The sequence below is a fragment of the Polycladidibacter stylochi genome (assembly GCF_001562055.1).
Lineage (GTDB): Bacteria > Pseudomonadota > Alphaproteobacteria > Rhizobiales > Stappiaceae > Pseudovibrio > Pseudovibrio stylochi.
On the sequence record NZ_LLWE01000029.1, the window covers coordinates 59,388 to 84,733 of the forward strand.

Genomic DNA, 25,346 nt, shown 5'->3' on the forward strand with positions numbered 1-25,346 from the left:
AGGCATTTAACAGGTTAAATTCAATTATTGGACATAAAACGCCACCCTAAAAAGTAGAGTGGCGCTTACCTTGTTTCCCAGGTATTAACCCATTGTAGGAATTGTCATTTCTGCACCTTCTTTAACACCCGACGGCCAGCGGGCTGTTACTGTTTTGGTGCGGGTGTAGAATTTAAAACCGTCTGGACCATGCTGGTTCAAATCGCCAAAGCCTGAACGCTTCCAGCCACCAAAACTGTGATAAGCCAGCGGCACAGGAATTGGCACATTAATCCCCACCATACCGATATTAATTCTTGCAGCAAAATCTCTTGCTGTATCACCATCACGGGTAAAAATGGCAGTTCCATTGCCGTATTCGTGGCTCATTGGCAGGTCGAGGGCTTCCTCATAGGATTCGGCCCTTACAACTGAGAGAACAGGTCCAAAGATTTCCTCTTTGTAGATTCGCATATCTTTCGTGACATTGTCAAAAAGGCAGCCCCCCATGAAGTTGCCATTCTCATAGCCTTGAAGTGTGAAGTCGCGACCATCGACAACCAGATTGGCACCTTCTTCAACACCACTGCTCACAAGGCCCTTGATACGTTCCATCGCCTCTTTGGAGATAAGCGGACCGAAGTCAACATCATTCCCTGCCGAGTATGGAGCGATTTTCAAAGCCTCAACCCTCGGTGCCAATTTAGCAATCAGTTTATCCGCGGTTTCTTTACCGACTGGAACAGCAACCGAAATAGCCATACAACGCTCACCAGCGGCACCATAACCAGCGCCCACCAAGGCGTCGACGGCCTGATCCATATCAGCATCCGGCATGATGATCATATGGTTTTTGGCTCCACCAAAACACTGAACCCGCTTACCACTTGCTGTTCCGCGGCTGTACACATATTCGGCAATTGGCGTTGAACCAACAAAACCGACAGCCTGAATGGTTTCATCGTCAAGTATAGCATCAACCACTTGCTTATCGCCATTAACGACGTTCAAAATACCAGCTGGTAAGCCCGCTTCAATCATCAGCTCTGCCAACATAATCGGCACAGTCGGGTTGCGCTCGGATGGCTTTAAGATAAACGCGTTGCCCGCAGCTATGGCAGTACAAAACTTCCACATGGGAATCATTGCGGGAAAGTTAAATGGGGTAATGCCTGCGACAACACCCAATGGCTGTCGCATAGAGTACATATCTATATCTGGTCCCGCGCCATCGGTATATTCTCCCTTCAACATTTGCGGTGCACCGATACAAAACTCGGCGACTTCCAGACCACGAATTACATCTCCTTTGGCATCAGGGATTGTTTTGCCATGCTCTTTGGAAAGCGCTTCAGCCAGTTTATCCATGTCGCGATTGAGTAGGTCAACGAACCGCATCATGACACGCGCACGGCGCTGTGGATTTGTCGCTGCCCATGCCGGTTGCGCGTGTGCGCTATTGGCTACGGCTGCCTTTAGCTCTTCTTCGTTTGCCATAGCAACATGGCCGATGACCTCACCGGTTGCCGGATTAAACACTTCTTTTGTACGCCCCGACGTTCCTGCAACACGCTTTGCGCCAATAAAGTGACCAAGTTCCATTTGTCCCTCCCGTTCTATCTTTTACACTCGCCTCACAGTTGATCATCAAATTTTTAAAGTTACAATGCTATATAAAGCGCATCTATTGTGCGTAAAATATAGATCAAAAAGTTAAGGTGATGGACTATCTATGAATTGGGATGATACACGGATTTTTTTAGCAATAGCCCGCAATGGGCAGATTTTGGCCGCTGCAAACAGGCTTGGCCTTAACCATGCAACCGTTGCACGTCGCTTAAATAACCTGGAAGACGCTTTGGGCGTTAAACTATTTAAGCGCCTACCCAGCGGAAGCAACCTCAGCGAGGCTGGAGAACGTTTTTTTGAATATGCAGAACGTATTGAAGCTGAAATGGAGCAAGCACAAAGTCACATTGGTTCTGGTAATTTAACCCTTGAAGGAACGGTACGCATTAGTGCCCCCGATGGCTTCGCGGTTGCTTTTTTAGCCAAACATCTTGGTTTCTTGAGCCAACAGCATGAACAATTGAATGTTCAGCTGGTTCCTATGCACCGCAGCTTATCCTTATCCAAACGTGAGGCAGATATTGCCATTACCGTTGGTGCTCCGGAGCAAGGGCGTGTGGTCGCCCGCCGTTTGGTAGATTATCACTTGGGTCTTTTTGCCAGTACACATTACCTTGACCGTTATGGCCCCCCCCTAACTGCACAGTCTTTAGCCAATCACCAACTGGTTGGCTATGTTGAAGACCTTGTTGTGTCCCCTGCCCTTGATTATGCGCAGGAATTTTGGCGGGGTTGGCGTGCCAGCTTTGAATGTGCCAGTGCGATGGCGCAATATGAAGCGGTACGCGCGGGGGCCGGCATAGGTATTTTACATGGGTTTATTGCAGCGGATGACCGTAACCTAACACCTGTTTTGCCAGAACTGGGCATAAATCGCAGCTACCACCTTGTTTACCACGAGAGTAGCCGCGAACAACGGCGCGTGCGTGTTGTTGCCGACTACATTATCGAGCTCGTGGATACGCACCGCGATCTGTTCAGACAGTATGAGCGATAAACGTAATTCTGTTGTGTTTTTCTTTTTACACTTAGGATGAGAGACGCAGCTGTAGGGCCTGATAAAGCATCATCAACCGCGGGCATTGAATTTCACCATTTTTATATATTTGTTGCAGCTGCTTTAATGGCAATTCGATAATTTCGATGTTTTCATCTTCATCTTGTTGGCGGATTTCTGCCCTTGCTGAGCCTTGAGTATAGCCCGCTAAAAACAAGTGAGCCCGCTCCTTCATACGAGCAGGGTTAATATAGACCGTTGCTATTTTGACAAGGCTATTTAACTTGCAACCCATTTCTTCCATTGCCTCACGGTGGACTGCTGCCTCGATATCATCGTCGCTATCTTCAATTCCCCCGGCGCAAGCTTCTAAAATTACAGCGTTATCAGCCAATAATGGCGCAGCACGGGCTTGGCGTACCAATAAAACGGTCTCGCGCTTGCTGTCATAGGGAAGTACCGAGATTGAATCGCAAGAAGCCCAGATTATTTCTGTTGCTTGATGTACGAGAGCCGACTTTCTGGTTTCAACGCTAACGGCCAGTATTTCTCCATTTGCCTTTAACAGACTTTCCCTTTTGGTAATCAGCGGCTGCAACTTTGAAGGTGGAAGAAACATGTTATCGGGCAATGTTCTGCAATCCTTAAATGAAGATCGGTTAGAAAGTACTTAGAGGCATTTTCATATTTAATAGTAATCTGATTGAAAAAAGGGCAGGAAATCCCCTGCCCTTTTGTTTTTATTTGCCTAGAGACCTAGATCGTTTGGTTGTACTCGCCAACCTCAGGATTTTCACGCAAAACAGCATCTACCGCTTTGAACATTTCGTGAAGGCGCTCGTTTGAAACCGGGCTTTCAACAACCACAACCAGCTCTGGCTTATTTGAGGAAGCCCGTACAAGACCCCATGTGCCATCTTCGCTCACAACGCGAATACCGTTCACGGTTATCAAGTCAACAATTTTTTGACCACCAACTTTTTCACCAGCTTGTTGCATGGCTTTAAAGCGAGCCACAACTTTGTCCACCACTGCGTATTTCTCTTCATCGGCGCAATGTGGTGACATGGTGGGCGAACCCCATGTTTTTGGCAGTTCCCGGCGCAAATCTGCCATTGTTTTACCCGGATTGCGGTCAAGCATATCCAGCGCAGCAATCGCAGAGACAAGGCCATCATCATAGCCACGACCAATTGGTGCATTAAAGAAGTAGTGACCGGATTTTTCAAAACCTGCCAGAGCGTTTAGGTCAGATACGCGGCGTTTGATGTAGGAATGGCCTGTTTTGTAGTAGTCGGTTTTGGCTCCGAGTTCTTTTAGAACTGGATCGCTGTGATATAGCCCCGTTGATTTAACATCCACCACAAACTGGGCATCTTTATAGATTGCACTTAAATCACGCGCCAGCATTACACCGACTTTATCGGCGAAGATTTCTTCCCCTTCATTATCAACGACACCACAGCGATCGCCGTCACCATCGAATCCCAAACCAATTTCAGCACCGGTTTCCAGCACTTTATCCCGAATGGCATGCAACATTTTCATGTCTTCCGGATTTGGGTTGTAGTTCGGGAACGTATGATCGAGCTCGCAATCCAGCTCAATCACCTCAGCACCCAAAGCCCTTAGGATTTTCGGCGCAAAAGCACCGGCTGTGCCATTACCGCAGGCAACAACTGCTTTAATTGGCCGCTTGAACTTATCCCGGTTCGTTAAATCAGAAATATATTCTTGAGCAAAATCATCGTGATAAATGTAAGCACCGCCTGAGGAAAGCTCAAACTTAGCTTCTAATACGAGTTCTTTTAACCGCGACATTTCATCGGGACCAAAAGTGAGCGGGCGATTTACACCCATCTTGACCCCTGTCCAGCCATTATCGTTATGGGATGCGGTGACCATGGCAACGCAAGCGACATCCAGCTCGAACTGGGCAAAGTATGCCATAGGGGACATGGCCATGCCAATATCATGCACCTTGATGCCTGTTGCCATCAAGCCGTTAATAAGTGCCATTTTGATAGAGGAGGAATAACCTCTAAAGTCATGCCCGGTGACAATTTCCTGACGTACGCCCATTTCCTTAATGAGCGTACCGAGCCCCATTCCTAAAGCTTGAATACCCATGAGGTTGATTTCTTTTTCAAACAACCAACGAGCATCATATTCACGAAATCCGGTAGGCTTTACGAGAGGCTTACATTCATAGGCCAATGTGTTGGGCTGTAAGGCAGCCTCTGGTTTGCTAAACATTATAACTCCTAATTATTCCGCAGCATCGTCAAACGCAATTCGATTAGTGCCTGAAAATATCATCTTCAGCAATGTAGCTGCCAGATTGTATTTCTATCATTCTAACAGGAATTTTACCGGGGTTTGATAGTTTGTGGCTTGCGCCTAACGGCACATATACGGATTGGTTCTCAGTTATTAGTGTTATTTTATCATTGATAATTATTTCTAGTGTCCCGTTGACGACGACCCAATGCTCGGCTCTATGCATATGTCGCTGCAAAGACATTTCTTGTCCTGACTTTATCATCAGTGAATGCACCTTAAAGCGATCACCGTGAGCAATTTCCTCGCTCCAACCCCAAGGGCGGTATTTACGCACGTGGTGAATGGTTTCTTGGCGATTGTTTCCATCAAGGTGCTCAACTACTTTTTTAACATCCTGAGCCCTATCTTTAGCTGCTACCAAAAGTGCATCAGGTGTATTCACCACCATGATGTTATCTAGCCCAATGATAGAAACGACTGCATCCTCTGAATAAACAAGATTGTTACTGGCATCTTGATAGATCGCTTCACCCATAGAAACATTTTTGTTTTCGTCTTTGAACTGCGATTCCCATATGGCAGGCCAAGCTCCTAAATCACTCCAGTTTGGATCCATAGGTACACACGCAATATTTTGCGCTTTCTCCATGATTGCATAGTCAAATGAAATTGAAGGACATGCTGTAAACGCATCTAAATCTAAACGCTGGAAATCCAAATCAACTTTTGATTTAACATAGGCTTCACCAACACTTTGCCAAATTTCTGGTTTATGGCGCGTAAAAGCATCCCTCATTGCTTTGGCTGAATATAAGAAAATGCCAGCATTCCATAAATAGCACCCTTCTTGAAGAAACTCCTTTGCTTTCATTAAGTCGGGTTTTTCCACAAAGCGCTCAACAGTTTTAACTGCACCTTCGCCATTATTAACTTTTATATAGCCATAACCCGTGTTGGGTTCATTGGGCTTGATACCAAATGTAACAATGGTGCCTGCTTGAGCTACAGGTATTGCGGCTTGAAGTGCGCGATTAAACTCTTCTTCGTCAGATATCAAATGATCGGAAGGAGCGAGTAGAATTAGAGCGTCAGGATCTTTTTCCAGCGCAATATAAGCTGCCAAAGCTGCAGGAGCGGCTGTGTTTCGGCCTACTGGTTCTAAAAGAATGCCAGAATTCTCAAGTCCCATCTCCTCAAGCTGCTCACCAATTAAAAAACGGTGATCAACATTAGATATTATTAATGGTGGTGCAAACATGCCGTTTGATGTTCGCTTGCATGTCTTTTGAAATAGACTTTCGCCATCAAAGATTGGAAGGAATTGCTTTGGCCGCATGCGCCGAGAAAGAGGCCATAGCCTTGAACCAAAACCGCCGGAAAGTACAACCGGTAATACAAGAGCCATTTACATTACCTTTTTAAACTGTAGTTTTTTGCTCCCACATTTTAAAGATGGAGACAATTCCTTTTTTTTAGAGCCACGCTATTTATAACGGGAAAACTTGAGTTCTTACCCAAAGGTAATAGTCGTAAAGTAAGAAAGATTGGTTCTGTTTGTTACTCCTCGAACCTAAGGTACCTTGCTATAGCAACCCGAACATAACGTTGAATTATTCTAAATAAAAATCGCTTATATACCTAGTCATCGTGAAATTTATTTGCTAATAAGCCCTCAATAAAAATATTAATAGAAATACTTATTATCTAGGTATCTCATCGCTGTGCTAGTGTATTTCGTGATCTACATGATAGATACTAAGGCTTAAGGAAGTAAATAATGGGGCAATTATATAAGTATATGCTGATAGCATTGTTCATGACTAGCTATCTTATACTCCCAGTTAAATTGGCAATGGCTAATGCATCAACAAACTCCCTCAATATTGGTATAGCTCTCGAACCACCGCATTTGGACCCAACTGCCAGTGCCGCGGGAGCCATTGATTCCATTAGTTATGTAAATATATACGAAGGTTTGACCCGTATCGACGAGCATGGCGAGGTTCAACCTTTACTTGCGAAGTTCTGGAATGTTTCGAAGGACGGCCTTACCTACACATTTCATTTACATGAAAATGTAGCATTTCATGACGGGTCAGCAATGAATTGTGAGGCTGTCAAATTCTCGCTGGATAGAGCGCGTGCAAGCGATAGCGTCAACGCCCAAAAGCAACTTTTTAAGTCTATCGAATCTGTCAATTGTCCTGGGCCATATGAAGTCGTTGTGCGATTAAACCATCGTTCAGGTAGCCTGCTTTACAATTTGGGCTGGGGGGACGCTGTTATAGTTTCGCCCAAATCCGCAAATGATAACAAGTCTAACCCAGTGGGCACTGGTCCCTTTCGTTTTCAAAAATGGCAAAAAGGGCAGCAAGTTACTATCATACGTAATGATCAATACTGGGGTCCTAAACCTTCCTTAGACAAGGTTGCCTTTAAATTTATTTCTAATCCGAACGCGGCACTTGCTGCTATTCTATCTGGTGATCTTGATGCGTTTTCTGGTTTCCCAGCGCCTGAAGCATTGATGCAGCTGATGACAAATGATCAGTTTCAGGTGGATATAGGTACATCAGAAGGTGAGACTATACTTGCCATGAATAATAAAAAGGGGCCACTTGCAAATTTAAAAGTACGCCAGGCGATTGCACATGCCATTAAACGCCAGTTCCTTATTGAAGGGGCTATGTTTGGTTTCGGTAAGCCGATTGGTTCTCACTTTGCACCGCATCACCCTGCTTATGTCGACTTAACAGGGCTGTACCCTTATGATCCTCAAAAAGCCAAGGAACTCTTGAAAGAAGCTGGTTATGAAGGTGGCTTTGACTTAACCTTAAAACTACCTCCCCCCTCCTATGCGCGTCGTAGTGGAGAGTTGATCGCCTCTGAACTTAGTCAAGTCGGTATTAATGTCACCATCATCCCAGTTGAGTGGGCCCAATGGCTTTCTGATGTCTTTAAAAATAAAGATTACGATCTAACCATTGTCTCTCACACTGAGCCAATGGATATCGGTATTTATGCGCGTGATGATTACTACTTCAATTATGAAAGTGACGCGTTTAAAGCTGTTATGGAACAGCTTGAACGGACTGAAGAAACAAGTGCACGCTTTGAGTTGATGAAAAAGGCGCAAGTCATGATCGCAAAGGACTGTGTGAATGCCTTTTTGTTCCAGTTGCCGCACACAACAGTGCGTAATGCCAAGCTGCAGGGCTTGTGGGTTAATGCCCCAATACAGGCAATTGACTTAACAACAGTTCAATGGAGCCAATAAGCTTGAGAAGCATTCATTTTTGATGACTGTTTACAAGTGAATAATAAATCACCTAGAGGTGCCTAGTTTTTGTAGGTGCCTCTAGACTACTCACCTTGATTTGATTTAAAAGCACGACAATACGAATAGCCGATCGCCTGAAACTAGTATCGGTAACGGTCAGTTCGACAAGGTGAGTACAAAATGTTACGCTATGTACTTTTAAGGCTATCGAGCCTTGTGGTAACCCTTTTTATCGCGAGCATACTCCTCTTTCTGTTTATTGAAGTTTTGCCGGGCGATCCTGCTCAACTTATGCTGGGAATGAATGCTGATCCGCAATCGATACTTGCGTTGCGTCACAATCTTGGTTTAGATCAGCCTCTTTTTTGGCGATATATCCATTGGATTACCCAAATGTTGCAGGGCGATTTTGGCATCAGCTATACTTATGATGTATCGGTTGGCGAACTAATCCGTGAGCGTTTAGCTGTCAGTATTCCGCTTGCTTTGTTCGCACTCTTTCTTTCAATTGGTATCGGCTTACCACTTGGTGTGATCGCCGCAAGAAACAGAGGACGCTGGCTGGACCGTGTCTTGATGAGTACATTGCAAATCGGGATGGCCATTCCCAATTTCTGGCTGGGCCTTGTTCTGATTTTTGTTTGTGCCGTGAGTTTGGGGCTGCTGCCCTCGGGTGGTTTTACCGCTTGGAATGAAGATTTTTTTGCCGCTTTTCGTGCTCTGATTTTACCGAGCCTTGCCTTAGCTTTACCACAAAGTGCGATCATCGCCCGCGTTATGCGCTCGTCTCTCATCGATAAGCTCGGGGAAGACTATGTACGAACCGCCCGTGCAAAGGGGCTTAGTAAAAATCGTTGCCTTTGGCATCATGGCGTTCGCAATGCATTGATACCGGTTCTTACTATTCTTGGTTTGCAGTTCTCTTTTCTCATTGCGGGTACAGTCATTATTGAAAGCGTTTTCTATCTACCAGGGTTGGGCCGCCTTGTGTTTCAGGCCATAAGCCAGCGCGACTTAATCGTTGTTAAGGGCGTCGTCATGTTGTTGGTTACGATGACAATTACCATCAGCTTCATTATTGACATTGCATACGCTCTTGTCGATCCGCGTTTAAGGTCTGCATAATGGTAAAGAAAACAGTTTCTTCCGATAAGCGTAAAGACACAAGATTTAGTGAGCTTGAAGATCGAGCGCGTTCTTGGCAGTTTTTTAAAGTTGCCTTGCACTCAAAAAGCTTCATTTTGGGCGCTGCTTTATCCTTCCTCATCATTACCTTGGGAGTTATAGCGATATTCTGGCTGCCCCATGATATTTCCAAGCTTAGTGTTATGAACCGTTTTAAAGCACCAAGCTTTGTGTATTTGCTTGGTACCGACCAGTATGGAAGGGACATCTTTTCCATGCTCATGAGCGGGGCGCGTACATCTTTAATTGTCAGTCTATTTGCTGTTGGAATCGGCATGGTTATTGGGGTACCACTTGGGCTATTGGCAGCCGGGCGGCGCGGTATATATGATATTATTTTTATGCGCTTCAATGACCTTATTTTTGCCTTTCCTTCTGTTTTGATCGCAATTTTGATCACAAGTGTTTATGGGCAGGCTTTAATAAATGCCGTTATTGCAATTGGTATATTTAATATTCCCGTATTTGTACGGGTGGCACGCGGCGGCGCTTTGAGTTTGCTTGGCAAAGAGTATCTGTTGGCCGCAAGGTTGGCTGGTAAAGGGCGGCTTCGGATTACTTTAGAGCACGTCCTGCCCAATATTGCCAATTTACTTATTGTGCAGGCAAGTATTCAACTGTCTATGGCCATACTTGCCGAGGCCGGCCTTTCTTATTTAGGTTTAGGTGCTCAACCACCGCTGACAAGCTGGGGTAAAATGTTGAATGAATCGCAAACGATGATTTCATTCGCTCCGCAACTTGCCATTCTCCCCGGCCTTGCCATAGTCATTTCAGTACTTGGCTTCAATCTAATGGGTGACGGCCTGCGCGATTTGCTTGACCCGAAACTTCGCCGGAGGGTTAGCTAAGTGGCCTTTTTTAAAATTAGCAATCTTAATGTGCATATCGGGAAGCAGCCGATTATTAGTGGGCTGGATTTATCAATAGCACGCGGGGAAACTCTTGGTCTGGTGGGTGAGAGTGGCTCTGGTAAATCCATGTGCGCTTTGGCAGCGATGCAACTGTTACCGGAGGGGAGCAGAACAACCGGCTCTATCAGCTATCAAAACCAGGAGTTATTGGAGGGGGACGAAGAGTTACTCAACCGTATTCGTGGACGACATATCTCTATGGTTTTCCAAGAACCAATGACCGCCCTAAACCCTGTCATGAATATTGGACAGCAAATCGCCGAAAGCCTGATTTGCCATGGTAAACGTGATAAAGAGGAAATCACCGCAAAGACGCATAAACTTCTGGAGCGTGTTGGACTTCTACCAGCTCAAGACTTCAGTAAACGCTACCCCCATCAATTATCGGGGGGACAGCGACAAAGAGTGGTGATTGCCATTGCAATTGCATGCAAACCACGGCTTTTGATTGCGGACGAACCAACAACTGCGCTTGACGTTACAATACAAGCGCAAATTTTGGCTCTTTTGAAAGACATTGTGCGTAAAGAGAAAATGGGGTTGTTGCTTATCAGCCATGACCTTGCTGTTGTGGCCGATATGGCTGATAAAGTCGCCATCATGAAAAATGGCCGTATTCTAGAACACGGGCCTACTGCACAGTTGTTTGCCAATTTGCAGCACCCTTATTCTCGTGATTTATTAACCGCTTCACAAGCTATTGCACCATTACGTAAGAAAGCGGTACCGACAAATGTTCCGCCGCTATTATACGCAAAAGACATCGAAAAAAACTACCGTCATGATAAAGCTGCTTTTTGGCGCCCCATGCGTTCTACGAGGGCGGTTGATGATGTTACCTTAGCAATTGCTCCTCACCAAAGTGTCGGCCTGGTTGGAGAAAGTGGCTGCGGGAAGTCCACACTAGCAAGATCCCTTTTAGGGCTCGACCATCCTGATGAGGGTATCATCACTTTTATGGGGCGTAATCCTTATGGCGTGAAAAAAGCAGAGCGCCGTTTATTACAACGCAATATGCAAGCTGTTTTTCAAGACCCTTATTCCAGCTTCAATCCGCGTCATCGCGTTGCCCGTATAGTGGGCGAGCCGTTGTATTTGCAAGGCAAAGAGCTAACCAGCTTCGACAAGGTGAAGCGTGTTGTTGAAGCCATCAAGGCAGTTGGGCTCTCTGAAACTGATCTGGATAAGTTTCCCCATGAGTTTTCTGGGGGACAACGGCAACGCATTGCCATTGCCCGTGCATTAGTGACGGAGCCTAAGTTAATTATTGCCGATGAACCCGTTTCTGCACTTGATGTTTCTATCCGCGCACAAATTTTGAACCTATTCGCTGATTTGCGTGATCGTTTGGGTATTGCATATTTGTTTATTAGCCACGACCTTTCGGTTGTACGGGCGATAACAGATTATGTTTATGTAATGAATGCAGGACAAATTGTTGAACACGGCCCAACACGGCGAGTCTTTGAGCAACCCAAACACCCTTATACGCGATTGCTTTTGGCCGCTGCTCCTTCTCTTACTGCAGCTTTACAACGGCGTGCAAAAATCGAACAAAAGCAAACTAACCGTTTATAATTATAAATCATCACTCTCAATAGCATATAAAAGGCTCAGTTATGGAACGCCCCCAACAGAAAAATGCTCAGTACTTTCTTGAAAAACTGATTGGCTACAATAGTGTAAGCGCAAATAGTAATTTAGATCTTATTGATTTTACTGAGGACTATTTGACTGAGCTGGGGTTTAGATGTGAGCGCATTTCCAATCCGGAAGGCACAAAAGCTAACCTTTGGGCTTCCATTGGGCCTTTGGATACAGAAGGTTATATTTTATCAGGTCATACAGATGTTGTGCCTGTTGATGGGCAGGACTGGCAAACCGACCCATTTCAGATGGTTGAAAAAGACGGTAAACTATTTGGACGTGGCAGCTGCGATATGAAAGGCTTTTTAGCCTGTGTGCTGGCAAAGGCTCCAGCCATAGCGAAAGCAAATCTACAAGTTCCGTTTCATCTCGCTTTTTCTTTTGACGAAGAAGTTGGATGCCTAGGTGTACGCTATCTATTAGAGGCTCTGCAAGCAAAGCAATTTAAAGCCAAAGCGTGCTTTATTGGTGAGCCGACAGAAATGCAAGTTGTTGTTGCTCATAAGTCCAAAGCATCTTACAGAGCCGTTTTTAGCGGCGTTTCTTGCCATTCCTCATTAGCACCACAAGGTTTGAATGCGGTGAGTTACGCTGCCAAACTGGTGGCGAAGCTTGATAGTATGGCCGCACAAATGGCCGCAGGACGTCAAGATACGTTATACGATCTTCCTTTCTCTACTGCTCATGTGGGCGTATTTAATGGCGGCACCGCTCTAAACATCGTACCTGACCAAGCCGAAGTAGTTTTTGAATTTCGCGTACTGCCTGAAGAAAACCTTCATGCCTATGTGGAGGAAATAAAGAAATATGCTTTTGATGTTTTACTGCCCGAGATGAAACAAAAACATCAAGATGCTGGAATTGAAATAATACCTTACTCAGAAATTCCAGGCCTTAATACTAGAGGAGACGCAGAAGTCGTAACCCTGGCAAAACAGCTGTGCGGCCGCAATGACCATGCAAAAGTGGCCTACGGCACCGAAGGGGGGCTGTTTCAGTCCATGTTAGATATTCCAGTTGTGGTTGTTGGTCCCGGTGCCATTGAACAAGCCCATAAACCCGACGAATTTATCAAGATTTCAGAGCTCGAAAAATGTGAGGCCTTTCTGGACCGGTTACTTGCAAAAGCATGTGCCTAATTTTTGTTTAGGAGACACGGCTTTCTAGCATTGCACTTCTTGCAATGCTGGGCTATTGGTGTTGCATGATGAACTTGAGCACACAAAACATGCATTGGTGGTGGCGCGCTTAACGGCGGCCCTACAACGCTATGTCTTGTTAAAGCTTAGAAGTTGACCAAGCCGCCGCGACAATCGCAGGCGGCTTTTTTGTGTCTGCGGTCGTTCGTTGCCTGCTGAAACAGGAGGAGTAAACATGCCTATACCGGCAGCTGTGAAATATGAAAGCCAGGGTGGAATTGTTATTACACGCCATAGCGTGGAAGCTGACTACGAAACCGGTACCAGTGAATATATGCAACGACTCGATTATGAGCGCGGCGCTGTTTTGTCATCCTCCTACGAGTATCCGGGACGGTATACCCGTTGGGATATGGCACTGGCAAACCCGCCTGTTATGCTTGAGGCAACTGGCCGTAGGGTAAAAATTACTGCCCTAAATGCACGCGGCGAGATTTTATTACCTGCGATATTTGGTGTCCTGCGTGATCATAGCGACATAAAAGAAATCAACGGAAATAGTAAGCTTATTAGCTTAGAGGTGAAGACACCTGAGCGAGAGTTCAGTGAAGAAGAGCGTTCACGTCAACCCTCCACATTCTCAGTTGTGCGGGCAATAACCGGGCTATTTTCCTGCGAAGATGACCAGCTCGGCCTCTATGGCTCATTCGGTTACGATTTGGCTTTCCAGTTTGAGCCGATTGAGCAAAAACTCAAGCGTCCTGCAGACCAACGGGATATGGTTTTATACCTTCCCGACGAAATATTAATCGTTGACCATTACGGAAAAAAAGCACAGTTCTTGCGATACGATTTTGAAGTAAGCGGGCAAAGCACTGAAGGGTTAGAGCGTTGCGGCTCACGAGACGATTATCAAGCAGGACAGCCACCCAACTTAAGCGGCGATCATAAAAAAGGCGAATATGCCGACTTGGTTCGCAAAGCTAAGGATTACTTTAAACGTGGCGATTTGTTCGAGGTCGTACCTGGACAAATTTTTTATGAGCCTTGCCCTAATCCACCTTCTGCCGTTTCAAAGCGGCTGCAGCAAATAAACCCCTCCCCCTATTCATTTCTCATCAATTTAGGCAATCAGGAATATCTTGTTGGCGCTTCACCTGAAATGTATGTGCGCGTCACCGGTGGCAAGCGCGTGGAAACTTGTCCAATTTCCGGCACCATTCAGCGTGGTAAAAATGCCATTGAAGATGAAGCTCAAATCCGTAAGCTATTGAATTCGTCCAAGGATGAGTCTGAGCTCACCATGTGTTCTGACGTGGACCGGAATGACAAAAGCAGGGTTTGCGAACCCGGTTCTGTGCGCGTTATTGGACGCCGACAAGTGGAAATGTACTCACGGTTAATTCATACCGTAGATCACATTGAGGGAACATTGTTGGATGGCAAAGACGCACTTGATGCATTCTTATCCCACACATGGGCCGTTACGGTGACAGGGGCTCCCAAGCGTTGGGCTATGCAGTTTATCGAGGAAACAGAAAAAAGCCCACGCGCCTGGTATGGCGGTGCAATTGGTGCAATCTTGTTTAATGGTGATATGAATACAGGCCTTACCTTGCGGACTGTGCGTATTAAAGATGGTGTTGCGCAAATACGCGCCGGTGCTACATTGCTTTACGATAGTGACCCTGAAGCCGAAGAAGCTGAAACCGAGCTCAAAGCCTCTGCCATGCGCGCTGCTGTTCGTGAAGCCGGGCAGGTATATGAAACCCAATCACAGCTGGAAAACAACAAGGTTGGGTCGGGCATTAAAATTTTGCTCGTCGATCATGAGGACAGCTTTGTTCATACACTTGCCAACTATTTCCGGCAAACGGGAGCAGACGTGGTAACTTACCGCAGCCCTATTAGTGACGAAATTCTAGAAAGAGAGAAACCCGAGTTGCTTGTGCTCTCTCCTGGTCCAGGCTCTCCTCAAGATTTCGGGTGCGCAGATACCATTGCCAAAGCACGTGGTAAGGGCTTACCAATTTTCGGTGTTTGTCTTGGGCTCCAAGCGCTTGGCGAAAGTTTTGGTGCCACCCTGGCCCAACTCGACGTACCGGTTCATGGAAAGCCTTCGCAAATTGATTTCAGCCAAGATACTAAATTGTTCCAGGGATTGAGCTCACCCGTTAGTGTTGGGCGTTACCATTCCCTGTATATTCAAGGTGATAGTTTACCCCCCTGCGTTCAAATTACTGCCCAAACCCAAGATGGCATCGTAATGGCTATTGAACATCGCGAAGAGCCAATTGCAGCTGTCCAGTTTCACCCTGAATCAATAATGTCGCTTGATCAGGATATGGGGCATAAATTAATCGAGAATACAATTGAGCAGCTTGTAAAGAAGCGTAAAGGTTAAGCCTATTGCTGTTCCCCTAATGTTAATAGGTCTCGACTTATTTAGATACCGTCCCCTTTTCGTTAAAACAGAAGGGAACGGTATCTGGTTAAGTTGAGACTTATACATCTCAATGGAACAGAGCCGTTTTCGTTAACCCTTAAAGTGTGCCTAAAGAACAAAATACGAATAGTAGCTAAACAAACGCTCCTTGACGTTTAAGTTCATCTTGAATGCTTTTAATCGTACTGCGCTTTTCGCTTGAAGATAAAGCAGCGGCAACGCCAGCTGCGTGCCCCGTAACGAAACATGTTCCCATGACACGAATTGAAGAATAGGCAACTTTGTCGACCGAGATTGTTCGACCTGCACTCCACATATTGCTTATGGTTTCGTTTTCCAGAACTCCAATTGGAATGTGGTAGTAATCGCCTTCTTTCACGAAAATGTAATCTGCCAAACCACTTTCGCTATTATGTGCCTCGGATGGCCAAGCACCACGACCGATTGCATTATCGCTTTTTTGTGCTTCTATTATTTGTGACCCCGTTAAAACTTCTTTGCCAATAATCCTTCTTGATTCTCGAATTCCTAGGCGCGGACCAGAGAGCACCATAACACAGTCTTTCATCTGCGGAATATAGGTTCTAAATGCTTCAATATAGGCTCTTGCCTGTTTGCGCGTATTCTGCTCTGCCTTTGTCAGTTCTGATGCGGCGAGACTATTTAGCTTGTAGGAGGGCAATATAGCGATACCGCTTGTTTTGCCTGTCTTTTTGAGAATGAGACCCGTTTGCTTTGAGAAGCCTTGCATACCACCAGCAATAGCTTTTTCAATGGCATCTTGAATAATTGCAGGGGTCAGCTTGAAGTGCTCGGGTATATTTTCTATTCGCATCATTAACGTGGCAAATTGAGCTGATTGATCCTCTCCACCCCACCTTATTGGTGCTCCGGCAAAACGGGCTAGATTGGCATCTCCCGAGGCATCAACAAAACATTTCGCGCTAACCCAGTAATCCCCTTCATCGTCCATTAGGTGCAACCGCCCTATCTTACCATTTTCAGTAAAACAGCCAATAAGGTGCGTATGGAGGAGTATGTCAACACCTTCATCTTGAAGCATGGTATCAAGTAGATATTTCAAATCCTCAGATTCAAACTGGATGATCTGATTGCCAATTGAGGTTTTGTATATTTCGATATCTGCCTGTTCACGACGAAGATAATCTAAAACTATATTGCCTACACCGCCGGTGATTTGCTGCGGGCTCTCACCTCTTGTATAAAAACCGCAAAAAGACGATACACCCGCGTGGGTTGCGCTTCCCCCCAAATATGGATTTCTTTCTACAAGCAAGGTTTTCGCACCTGCCCTTGCTGCGCCGACAGACGCAGCAACCCCGGCTGCCCCTCCTCCGACGACAACAACATCATACTTATTAATCGATCGCAACGGCTACTCCTGCACGTCCTTAGCGGACATACTTAAAATTGTATTATTAATATGTTTACCCGTACATATGCGGAAACCAAACCATATTGAATACATCTATAAAAAAATCCAGATTATTTTTTAGTGAATGAAATAATCAAAATACTTTCCCCAATTTTATATCTGGCAATTGTAACAATAATGCATGCAAACATAGTCACTTAAACTATAATGTATGCATTCTTCATTTAAAGTTACCCTATAATTCACTTTTGTACTACCTTTATTACACAGTTCAGATATTGATATAGCAACAAGTTATCTATGAACACTAGATAATTTGTTTCTTTCATTTATTGGGTGTCTATTCTTTTGGGGGCGATATGTTTGGGTTATATCGAAAAATGCGTTTTTCCATTCAAAAAGTAGTTGTGCTACTGATTGTTGCGTTAGGCTTTAGTGCTACAGCGCAAGCTGCAGAAAAAATCACTGTTGGTGCGTTACGTTTTACTTCACACTCACCAAGTTTTATTGCCAAGGAACGTGGTTACTTTGCTGATCAGGGCATTGAAGTCGAGTTCAAGTTTTTCCAAGCAGCGCAACCTATGGCAATGGCAATTGCATCAGGAGATGTTGATTTTGGCATTACTGCCATAACTGGCGGACTTATTAGCCTTGCCGAAAAAGGAGCGGTTAAAGTTGTTGGCGGAGCTCTACAAGAGGAGCCCGGCGTTGACGGCATGCTTATACTGGCATCGAAGAAAGCGTTTGAGGAAGGTCTCGTTTCCCCTGCAAACCTTAAAGGGCGCAGCTATGGTGTCACAACAATTGGTTCTTCATTCCACTACACTGCACACAATATTGCCGACAAGGAAGGCTTTGCACGCAGTGATATAAAAATCCGGCCTATGCAGAAGGTTGGTGCCATGATTGCCGGTATTAAATCTGGACAACTTGATGCCATTTCTATGGTTCCTCATATTGCCAAAGCGCTTGCTGCAAGTTCGCAAGTTTTTGTAATTGGCGAAGTTGTTGATTATATACCAGATTATCAAGTGACTACTGTGTTCACCTCCCCAACAGTTATTCGTGAGAAAAGCGAATTGGTGAAAAAGTTTCTAGTTGCTTTCTCTAGGGGAGCGCACGATTTCAACCAAACTTTGGTTGAAAAGAAAGCAAGTGCAGAAGAGCAAGAAGCTATGATTAAGCTAATACATAAATATGTTTACGCTGATCGTCCCTTTAAAAAAGCTGCACCAGCTATTCGCAATGGTGCAATGCGAATAAATGAGAATGCATCGCTCAATCTCAAGAGCATTGAAGACCAGCTTAACTGGTTTAAGAGTGAGAACCTTGTTTCAAAAGATATTACTATTGAAACACTGGTTGATACCCAATTTGTTGAGATGTCTCATCATTAAATTGAAGCACTCATAAACAGGGTGATGGCAGTGATTTGCCATCACTTTCCTGCCCTCACACAAAGTTTTGAAAATGGAACTTCACTTAAATAACATCGGGCATAAATATAATAATCTGGATGTATTAAAAGAAATTTCTTTTAGTATTCGGCAAGGTGAAATTGCATGTATTATTGGACCCTCAGGTTGTGGTAAGTCCACCCTACTTCGTATTATGGGTGGATTGGAAACTGCGACTTGTGGCGATGTTTATATTTCCGGCGAAATACCTAGTAATACAATAAATCCCCTGACCTTTGTTTTTCAAGATTTTGCCTTATTACCTTGGCGCAGTGTAGAAGCTAATATCTCTTTGGTACTTGAAGACCATCCAATACCAACAGTGCAGAGAAAAGAGATTATCGACAGCGTGCTTGCGCGTACCAAGTTGAGTGACTTTAAAAAGGCTCTTCCCAAGCAACTATCCGGCGGCATGAAGCAACGTGTTGCCATTGCACGTGCTTTGGCTGTTAATCCAGCTTTTATGTTACTTGATGAGCCACTTTCAGCACTGGATAGCCAAACGCGTGAACTGCTCATGAGTGATCTCATCGATTTGTGGCAAAGGGAAAACTTTACGGCCTGTTATGTCACTCACAATTTAAACGAAGCTGTACGGCTCGGCCATAAAATCATCGTTCTTTCACGGCGGCCTGGCACTATTCGCAGAATCGTTGAAATACCGATACCTTTGGAAGAGCGGCACAATCACCTTGCTGAGTTGGAATATAGTCAACAGGTGTTGTGGAACCTGATGCGAGATGAGGCACTTGCAGCCGACAGGGAGCTGTCCAATGCAGACTAAAAAAAGCAAGCAGCTAAAGCTATTTGAAAATCTTGCCAAAAAAAGCCTTCGAGAGCCAGAGGTTCAGGTTAAAAGGCCAATTCGATTTCGCGGTGGCGGTTTTGTTATCAAGCCAATGCCGTGGGTTCCTCCCCTTGTATTCACCGCTTTAATCGCCTTTTGGGAAGTTGGATCTCGATCCGGTTTTATCAGTAATCTTGTTTTACCTGCCCCAAGTGAGGCGGCCCAAGCTTTTATCGATCTAGCTCACTCAGGCTTACTCATTAAGCATGTCAAAGCAAGCCTCTATAGACTTGTTGTAGGGTGGACTATTGGCAGTTTGCTGGGCGTAACGTTTGGAATGTTGATCGGCCTATTCTCTATAGCCCGTGCCAGCTTGTTTCCCCTTGTATCCGCCATTTTTCCAATACCCAAGATTGCCCTACTGCCATTATTTGTAATCTGGTTTGGTATTGGTGAAGGTTCTAAAATTGCCACCATTTTATTTGGTAGTTTTTTCCCAGTTGTTATCGCAAGTTATGGCGGCGTGCAAAATGTTGATAGAAACCTCATTCGAATGGGGCAATCCTTCAACTTAAGCTGGTTTTCGATTGTTCGAAAAATAATCCTTCCAGGGGCATTGCCAGCTATTCTTTCGGGCTTTCGGATTTCTGCCAGTATAGCCATCATATTATTAGTTGCTGCAGAAATGATCGGCGCAGAATATGGTATCGGAGCTTATGTACTCACAGCAGGTTCACTGTTTGCCACTGATCAGCTCATTGCCGGCGTCGCTATGTTATCTATCCTTGGGTTAATTGTGAGCTGGTTGATTGGAAAAGCTGAAAAGGCGCTGTTAAGATGGCGTAGCTAGGGCTGGTTCCGGCTATTGCCGGAAAGAGATAAACTCGATATTTAACGAACTAATATCTTGATATTTAAGCATTAAGCGATCACCCTTTATTTGATAGAAGCGGTGATCGTGAGAAGATTCAATATCTTGTTGAACTTCACTTTCATCCAAGTCTTCCAAGTTTAGGCACAGCTCATCGCTTTCAAACGGTCCAGTTGGCTTGGTTTGATCCAGTAATATATTGCCTGAACTGATAGAAACAGGTTCGCCATCTGCCACCAACGGGCGCCGCATCGCTTCTTCCAGCACTATTCTGTCTAGCTCACCTTGCGGGGTTAAATAGAAGGCATCCAGGAACCCATAGTAGATATAAGTTTGATCCCCTGCCTGCACCGTGCAGGCAACCTTGATTATATCTGCCTTTTTTATTGCGCTTATTTTACCGCGCAGCTCATAGTACCACGGTAGATTATAGGCATAGCGGCTTTCCTTATAAGGATTGGTTTTAAACCTTACAAACTGACAGACTTTCCCAAGTCCGTAACCAAGGCTAGAAACACCAACATGATAAATGCCAAGCTGTTGGAACTGCCCTTTAAGTAAAGTTAGATCACTATTTATAAGTTCCATGCCCGTTAGGATTTTCAGCAGAACCGTATAATCAATTTTGTAACCAAGCACATAAATACCGGTTAATACCCCCAAATGGAGCAGAGCAGCATAAATCAGCGCTTGGGCGGAAAACACATCGAAAGGCTTTGGTGATAGTGTTGTGCTTTCTTTGCGGTTAAACGAAGATAGAAATAGATAACCCGGCGCTATTGCGATTATTAATAGAAATGCTGGTAATGCGATATTCACTTAAAATCTCCTTAGAATTTAAGGAGCTCGCTTTATAAACAAGCATCAAGTTTACCGGCGAAATGGCTTAAGTCGCTGTCGAGTAAACACAGCGATTGACAACACTAATTAATATTAGGCTGAATGCTCGTTTGAGTTATTTTGTGCGTACATCCGGCTAGGAAAAACTTGAATGCTCTCACCTGTTGAAAGCTTAATGGTTGCCGTTTCAACGCCTCTAGCTATGTATTGGCGAAGCTGCTTTCGGCCTAAAGGATCGTTCAATACCCTGTCGGCCATTTTGGAGCGTAAAGCGCGCATTGAATCACCCTTTCCCATTGGTTATTTAGGATAAGTGAAAATAGTTAGGAATTCAACAACGCCCCACATTATGCACAGAGCCGTGTTCCATAGATTATCTCACCCATTTTAATAGGGGTTGATAATTATGGGTCAATTTTGAGTGCTGAGGTTGCATTACTAACAACCTCAACACTTTCCTGATTTGGTTAGTCGACTTTACGTACAGCGCCCATAGAGGCACTGGTTGTCAATTTGGCATAGGCTTTAAGCGCTGATGAAACTTTACGTTTGCGCTGTTCTACAGGCCTCCATGCATTGTCGCCTTTGGCTTCCATATCTTTGCGTCGCTGCGCCAAAACTTCGTCGGAAACCGCAATATCAATTTTGCGGTTTGGAATGTCAATGTGAATAATATCGCCTTCTTCAATCAAGCCGATATTGCCTCCTTCGGCAGCTTCTGGTGAAACGTGCCCAATGGACAGACCAGAAGATCCCCCAGAAAAACGGCCATCGGTAATCAAAGCGCATGTCTTACCAAGCCCTTTAGATTTTAAATAGCTTGTTGGGTAAAGCATTTCTTGCATGCCGGGGCCTCCGCGAGGGCCTTCATAACGGATCAGAACGATATCGCCTTCTTTCACCTTGCCTGTGAGAATGGCACTGACGGAGCTGTCTTGGGATTCAAAAACCCGTGCTGGCCCTGAGAATTTAAGAATACTCTCATCCACCCCTGCGGTTTTCACAATACAACCATCTTGGGCTAAGTTGCCAAAGAGTACCGCTAAGCCACCATCTTGCGAGAAGGCATGCTCTTTTGAGCGAATGACGCCATTTTCGCGGTCGCTATCAACACCTTCAGCATAGCGAGAGGATTGCGAGAAGGCTTCTTGTGTTGGGACACCTCCTGGAGCTGCAGAAAAGAACTCATAAACTGCGCTATCATTGGTTCGTTTTACATCCCATAGGTCCAGCGCCGCTTTCATGTTTTCTGCATGAACGACATTCACTGTATTATCCACTAAACCAGCGCGATCCAACTCACCCAATATACCCATAATTCCGCCAGCGCGGTGCACATCTTCCATGTGTACCGTCTCCAAGCTCGGCGAGACCTTACATAATACAGGCACTTTTCTCGACAGACGATCAATATCTGCCATGGTGAAATCGACTTCACCTTCTTGTGCTGCTGCTAAAAGGTGCAACACAGTATTGGTAGAGCCACCCATGGCAATATCCATGGTCATGGCATTACAAAAAGCTTCTCTCGTTGCCACATTGCGTGGCAAAACGCTGACATCATCATTCTCGTAGTAACGGCGACAGAGATCGACAATCAAGCGGCCAGCTTGCAAGAATAGCTTTTTACGATCTGAATGGGTCGCCAAAGTGGAGCCATTGCCAGGTAACGAGAGGCCCAGCGCCTCAGTCAGACAGTTCATTGAATTTGCTGTAAACATGCCAGAGCAAGAACCACATGTGGGGCATGCGCTACGTTCAATAGACTGCACGTCTTCATCCGAATAGCTGTCATCTGCTGCTGCTACCATAGCATCCACAAGGTCAAGCTTACGCGCTTCGCCATTGGCAAGTACCACCTTGCCCGCTTCCATTGGTCCACCCGAGACAAATACTGCCGGTATATTCAGGCGAAGGGCCGCCATAAGCATACCTGGGGTAATTTTATCGCAGTTAGAAATGCAGACCAATGCATCGGCGCAATGGGCATTGGCCATATACTCAACACTATCGGCGATCAATTCGCGTGATGGCAATGAATAGAGCATGCCATCATGCCCCATGGCAATGCCGTCATCGACAGCGATGGTGTTGAATTCCTTTGCAATACCACCTGCTGCTTCAATTTCACGAGCCACAAGTTGGCCGAGATCTTTTAAATGAACATGGCCTGGGACGAACTGGGTAAATGAGTTAACAACAGCAATAATCGGTTTGCCGAAGTCACCCTCTTTAACACCGGTTGCGCGCCAAAGGCCGCGGGCACCAGCCATATTGCGACCATGTGTGGATGTTCGCGAGCGATAGTTTGGCATTGCATTCCTCAAGGATTGGCGAAGTTTAAATTCTTGGTTTTAACAGCTCTATACGCCATAGCGTACCAAGCAGTACGCTTATAAAACATAACATAGCCATTTGGCAAGAAAATTACGCAAAGCCTTTATTTTCAGTAATGAAGATATTAAATGCCTGCATTCCACCTAATAATTGCACAGTATACTGACGTATTGAATACGTTATAAGCGCTGTTGAATTTGAAAAAACTATTGAGGGGCGTATCAGCTCAGATTTGATTAATAATAGCCGACTGAAGCATGGTTTCGCCCCTAAGCAATGAGCATTCGTTATTTAATCTTAAAAGCGGGAAGCCCGTCGTAGACCGGCCTCCCCGCAGTTCTCACTGATCAAGTTTCTCTAATGGTAGATATAACTCACCACTTTCGCGGAATCTTGCCGCCATCGCATCCATTCCCTCTTTCTGAGCTTCTGCACGTATGTCATGAGAAATCCGCATAGAGCAGAATTTAGGTCCACACATTGAACAAAAGTGAGCCACTTTATGGGCATCCTTCGGTAATGTTTTATCGTGAAACTCACGCGCTGTTTCAGGGTCGAGAGACAGGTTGAACTGGTCTTCCCAGCGAAACTCAAAGCGAGCACGTGAAAGTGCATCATCACGACGTTGTGCCCCCGGCAAACCCTTGGCCAAATCCGCTGCATGAGCGGCAATTTTGTATGTTATCACGCCCGTTTTAACGTCATCGCGATCAGGTAAACCCAAATGTTCCTTAGGAGTTACATAACAAAGCATTGCACAACCAAACCAACCAATCATTGCAGCGCCAATACCAGATGTTATGTGGTCATATCCTGGTGCTATGTCGGTTGTGAGTGGGCCAAGTGTATAGAATGGAGCTTCGTGGCAGCATTCCAGCTGCTTATCCATATTTTCCTTAATCTTATTCATTGCAACATGACCCGGCCCCTCGATCATCACCTGACAATCTTTGGCCCATGCCACCTTTGTCAGTTCACCCAAGGTTTCCAGCTCGGCAAATTGGGCTTCGTCATTTGCATCCGCAATCGAGCCAGGTCGCAGGCCATCACCAAGTGAGAAAGCAACATCATATTGGCGGCAGATATCACAAATCTCAGCAAAATGCTCATAAAGAAAACTTTCCTTATGATGGTGTAAACACCACTTTGCCATTATGGAACCACCACGGGAGACAATGCCTGTAACTCGGTTAACAGTCATTGGCACCATATGCAGACGCACACCTGCATGGATGGTAAAGTAATCTACACCCTGCTCGGCTTGCTCAACGAGTGTATCGCGAAACACCTCCCAGCTAAGGTCTTCAGCAATACCATTTACTTTTTCTAAGGCTTGATAAAGCGGCACTGTACCAATTGGTACCGGACTGTTGCGAATTATCCACTCACGCGTATTGTGAATATTACGCCCCGTTGATAAATCCATGACGGTATCAGCACCCCATCGGATTGCCCATACCATCTTGTCCACCTCCTCTTGCATTGAAGATGTTACAGCGGAGGTGCCCATATTGGCGTTGATCTTTACAAGAAAGTTACGCCCAATAATCATAGGCTCGCTCTCTGGGTGATTAATGTTTGCAGGAATTATTGCGCGCCCTGCTGCAATCTCATCACGAACAAACTCGGGCGTTACATAGTCTGGTATATTCGCCCCCCAATTATTACCGGAACTCTCCTCGTATGCGCTTGATCTCATCTGGTTTTCGCGGATTGCTACGAACTCCATCTCAGGCGTAATCACACCAGCTCGGGCATAAGCGAGCTGCGTCACCGCTTTATTTCCCTTACTTCTAAGCGGAGATTGTTTGACAGGAAACTCGGCGACCAAATGTTCTCCCTTAGCAAAACCGTTGTCTGCCGGCTTAATTTGCCGCGCTTCATAAGTCTCCGTATCACCACGCGCTTCAATCCACTTGCGCCGTAATGCCGGTAACCCCTCCGCTATATTTGTTTTGATATTAGGGTCTGTGTAAGGGCCGGAACTGTCATAAACTGGTAAAGGCGGTTCTCCTGCAGTTGGATGAACGCTGATTTCTCGCATAGGCACCCGTATATCTTCATAGAGATTGCCTTTAACATAAATTTTATGGGACGCTGGCAAAGAGCCTGTGGTGATGCATGGCTTTTGGCTAGTCAATGTATTGCTCCTTAATTAT

At 45.3% G+C, this 25,346-nt stretch carries 20 protein-coding genes; 11 read left to right on the forward strand and 9 right to left on the reverse strand.

The window, feature by feature from the left end:
- Positions 1–84: 84 nt before the first annotated feature.
- On the reverse strand, positions 85–1,581 hold the full coding sequence (locus AYK67_RS12995; protein WP_068087548.1) for a CoA-acylating methylmalonate-semialdehyde dehydrogenase: 1,497 nt from the start codon (positions 1,579–1,581) through the stop codon (positions 85–87).
- 130 nt (positions 1,582–1,711) lie between these two features.
- Between AYK67_RS12995 and AYK67_RS13000 the strand changes: the two genes are divergently transcribed.
- The gene (locus AYK67_RS13000) at positions 1,712–2,605 is read left to right on the forward strand and encodes a LysR family transcriptional regulator (RefSeq protein WP_068087550.1); all 894 of its coding nucleotides are present in this window, start codon (positions 1,712–1,714) and stop codon (positions 2,603–2,605) included.
- A gap of 31 nt (positions 2,606–2,636) precedes the next feature.
- Here AYK67_RS13000 and AYK67_RS13005 read toward each other — a convergent pair whose 3' ends face one another.
- The 3 genes from AYK67_RS13005 to AYK67_RS13015 form a co-directional block, all read right to left on the reverse strand.
- Entirely contained in the window at positions 2,637–3,236 is a 600-nt protein-coding gene (locus tag AYK67_RS13005) for an NUDIX domain-containing protein (RefSeq protein ID WP_208976298.1), read from the reverse strand.
- A gap of 125 nt (positions 3,237–3,361) precedes the next feature.
- Positions 3,362–4,861, reverse strand: coding sequence for a phosphomannomutase/phosphoglucomutase (locus AYK67_RS13010; RefSeq protein ID WP_068087556.1), 1,500 nt, complete (start codon positions 4,859–4,861; stop codon positions 3,362–3,364).
- Positions 4,862–4,904: 43 nt separating this feature from the next.
- Positions 4,905–6,224 carry a mannose-1-phosphate guanylyltransferase/mannose-6-phosphate isomerase gene (locus AYK67_RS13015; protein ID WP_244266921.1) on the reverse strand — a complete coding sequence of 440 codons (1,320 nt, stop codon included), beginning with the start codon at positions 6,222–6,224 and terminating at the stop codon, positions 4,905–4,907.
- Between AYK67_RS13015 and AYK67_RS17615 the strand changes: the two genes are divergently transcribed.
- From AYK67_RS17615 to AYK67_RS13045, 7 genes are all read left to right on the forward strand, one after another.
- The gene (locus AYK67_RS17615; protein WP_244266926.1) at positions 6,167–6,310 is read left to right on the forward strand and encodes a hypothetical protein; all 144 of its coding nucleotides are present in this window, start codon (positions 6,167–6,169) and stop codon (positions 6,308–6,310) included. The genes AYK67_RS13015 and AYK67_RS17615 overlap by 58 nt on opposite strands.
- Positions 6,311–6,704: 394 nt before the next feature.
- The gene (locus tag AYK67_RS13020; RefSeq protein WP_244266922.1) at positions 6,705–8,165 is read left to right on the forward strand and encodes an ABC transporter substrate-binding protein; all 1,461 of its coding nucleotides are present in this window, start codon (positions 6,705–6,707) and stop codon (positions 8,163–8,165) included.
- Positions 8,166–8,348: 183 nt separating this feature from the next.
- Positions 8,349–9,293, forward strand: coding sequence for an ABC transporter permease (locus AYK67_RS13025; RefSeq protein WP_068087564.1), 945 nt, complete (start codon positions 8,349–8,351; stop codon positions 9,291–9,293).
- Positions 9,293–10,204: an ABC transporter permease gene (locus tag AYK67_RS13030; protein WP_082735810.1), complete on the forward strand. Its 912-nt coding sequence runs from the start codon at positions 9,293–9,295 to the stop codon at positions 10,202–10,204. The genes AYK67_RS13025 and AYK67_RS13030 overlap by 1 nt, the downstream gene beginning before the upstream one ends.
- The gene (locus tag AYK67_RS13035; protein WP_068087567.1) at positions 10,205–11,845 is read left to right on the forward strand and encodes an ABC transporter ATP-binding protein; all 1,641 of its coding nucleotides are present in this window, start codon (positions 10,205–10,207) and stop codon (positions 11,843–11,845) included. It begins immediately after the preceding gene.
- 41 nt (positions 11,846–11,886) lie between these two features.
- Positions 11,887–13,053: an acetylornithine deacetylase gene (argE, locus tag AYK67_RS13040; RefSeq protein ID WP_068087569.1), complete on the forward strand. Its 1,167-nt coding sequence runs from the start codon at positions 11,887–11,889 to the stop codon at positions 13,051–13,053.
- A 235-nt stretch (positions 13,054–13,288) separates the two neighbouring features.
- On the forward strand, positions 13,289–15,457 hold the full coding sequence (locus tag AYK67_RS13045) for an anthranilate synthase component I (protein WP_068087572.1): 2,169 nt from the start codon (positions 13,289–13,291) through the stop codon (positions 15,455–15,457).
- 175 nt (positions 15,458–15,632) lie between these two features.
- On the opposite strand, the gene AYK67_RS13050 is transcribed toward AYK67_RS13045, so the two are convergent.
- Positions 15,633–16,892, reverse strand: a complete 1,260-nt coding sequence (locus AYK67_RS13050; RefSeq protein WP_068087574.1) for an FAD-dependent oxidoreductase — start codon at positions 16,890–16,892, stop codon at positions 15,633–15,635.
- Positions 16,893–17,254: 362 nt separating this feature from the next.
- Here AYK67_RS13050 and AYK67_RS13055 point away from each other — a divergent pair, with 362 nt between their 5' ends.
- The 3 genes from AYK67_RS13055 (at position 17,255) to AYK67_RS13065 (ending at position 19,989) form a co-directional block, all read left to right on the forward strand.
- Positions 17,255–18,292: an ABC transporter substrate-binding protein gene (locus tag AYK67_RS13055; protein WP_068087577.1), complete on the forward strand. Its 1,038-nt coding sequence runs from the start codon at positions 17,255–17,257 to the stop codon at positions 18,290–18,292.
- Between the two features lie 73 nt (positions 18,293–18,365).
- On the forward strand, positions 18,366–19,136 hold the full coding sequence (locus AYK67_RS13060) for an ABC transporter ATP-binding protein (RefSeq protein WP_068087579.1): 771 nt from the start codon (positions 18,366–18,368) through the stop codon (positions 19,134–19,136).
- Positions 19,126–19,989, forward strand: a complete 864-nt coding sequence (locus tag AYK67_RS13065; protein ID WP_082735811.1) for an ABC transporter permease — start codon at positions 19,126–19,128, stop codon at positions 19,987–19,989. Before AYK67_RS13060 ends, AYK67_RS13065 begins: the two co-directional genes overlap by 11 nt.
- 12 nt (positions 19,990–20,001) lie before the next feature.
- Here AYK67_RS13065 and AYK67_RS13070 read toward each other — a convergent pair whose 3' ends face one another.
- The 4 genes from AYK67_RS13070 to thiC all read right to left on the reverse strand — a co-directional run bounded on the left by AYK67_RS13070 (position 20,002) and on the right by thiC (position 25,327).
- The gene (locus AYK67_RS13070) at positions 20,002–20,829 is read right to left on the reverse strand and encodes a hypothetical protein (RefSeq protein ID WP_068087582.1); all 828 of its coding nucleotides are present in this window, start codon (positions 20,827–20,829) and stop codon (positions 20,002–20,004) included.
- Positions 20,830–20,943: 114 nt separating this feature from the next.
- Positions 20,944–21,129: a hypothetical protein gene (locus AYK67_RS13075; protein ID WP_068087585.1), complete on the reverse strand. Its 186-nt coding sequence runs from the start codon at positions 21,127–21,129 to the stop codon at positions 20,944–20,946.
- Between the two features lie 188 nt (positions 21,130–21,317).
- The gene (ilvD, locus tag AYK67_RS13080; RefSeq protein ID WP_068087588.1) at positions 21,318–23,165 is read right to left on the reverse strand and encodes a dihydroxy-acid dehydratase; all 1,848 of its coding nucleotides are present in this window, start codon (positions 23,163–23,165) and stop codon (positions 21,318–21,320) included.
- Between the two features lie 362 nt (positions 23,166–23,527).
- Complete coding sequence (gene thiC / locus AYK67_RS13085) at positions 23,528–25,327, reverse strand: phosphomethylpyrimidine synthase ThiC (protein ID WP_068087591.1); 1,800 nt, start codon at positions 25,325–25,327, stop codon at positions 23,528–23,530.
- Positions 25,328–25,346 lie beyond the last annotated feature (19 nt).

Bases quoted from the DNA above. Each gene is read 5' to 3' on its own strand.
- AYK67_RS12995 (WP_068087548.1), bottom strand. From the start codon at position 1,581: ATGGAACTTGGTCACTTTATTGGCGCAAAGCGTGTTGCAGGAACGTCG.
- AYK67_RS13000 (WP_068087550.1), top strand. From the start codon at position 1,712: ATGAATTGGGATGATACACGGATTTTTTTAGCAATAGCCCGCAATGGG.
- AYK67_RS13010 (WP_068087556.1), bottom strand. From the start codon at position 4,861: ATGTTTAGCAAACCAGAGGCTGCCTTACAGCCCAACACATTGGCCTAT.
- AYK67_RS17615 (WP_244266926.1), top strand. From the start codon at position 6,167: ATGTCTTTTGAAATAGACTTTCGCCATCAAAGATTGGAAGGAATTGCT.
- AYK67_RS13015 (WP_244266921.1), bottom strand. From the start codon at position 6,224: ATGCGGCCAAAGCAATTCCTTCCAATCTTTGATGGCGAAAGTCTATTT.
- AYK67_RS13020 (WP_244266922.1), top strand. From the start codon at position 6,705: ATGACTAGCTATCTTATACTCCCAGTTAAATTGGCAATGGCTAATGCA.
- AYK67_RS13025 (WP_068087564.1), top strand. From the start codon at position 8,349: ATGTTACGCTATGTACTTTTAAGGCTATCGAGCCTTGTGGTAACCCTT.
- AYK67_RS13030 (WP_082735810.1), top strand. From the start codon at position 9,293: ATGGTAAAGAAAACAGTTTCTTCCGATAAGCGTAAAGACACAAGATTT.
- argE (WP_068087569.1), top strand. From the start codon at position 11,887: ATGGAACGCCCCCAACAGAAAAATGCTCAGTACTTTCTTGAAAAACTG.
- AYK67_RS13045 (WP_068087572.1), top strand. From the start codon at position 13,289: ATGCCTATACCGGCAGCTGTGAAATATGAAAGCCAGGGTGGAATTGTT.
- AYK67_RS13055 (WP_068087577.1), top strand. From the start codon at position 17,255: ATGTTTGGGTTATATCGAAAAATGCGTTTTTCCATTCAAAAAGTAGTT.
- AYK67_RS13060 (WP_068087579.1), top strand. From the start codon at position 18,366: ATGGAACTTCACTTAAATAACATCGGGCATAAATATAATAATCTGGAT.
- AYK67_RS13065 (WP_082735811.1), top strand. From the start codon at position 19,126: ATGCAGACTAAAAAAAGCAAGCAGCTAAAGCTATTTGAAAATCTTGCC.
- AYK67_RS13075 (WP_068087585.1), bottom strand. From the start codon at position 21,129: ATGCGCGCTTTACGCTCCAAAATGGCCGACAGGGTATTGAACGATCCT.
- ilvD (WP_068087588.1), bottom strand. From the start codon at position 23,165: ATGCCAAACTATCGCTCGCGAACATCCACACATGGTCGCAATATGGCT.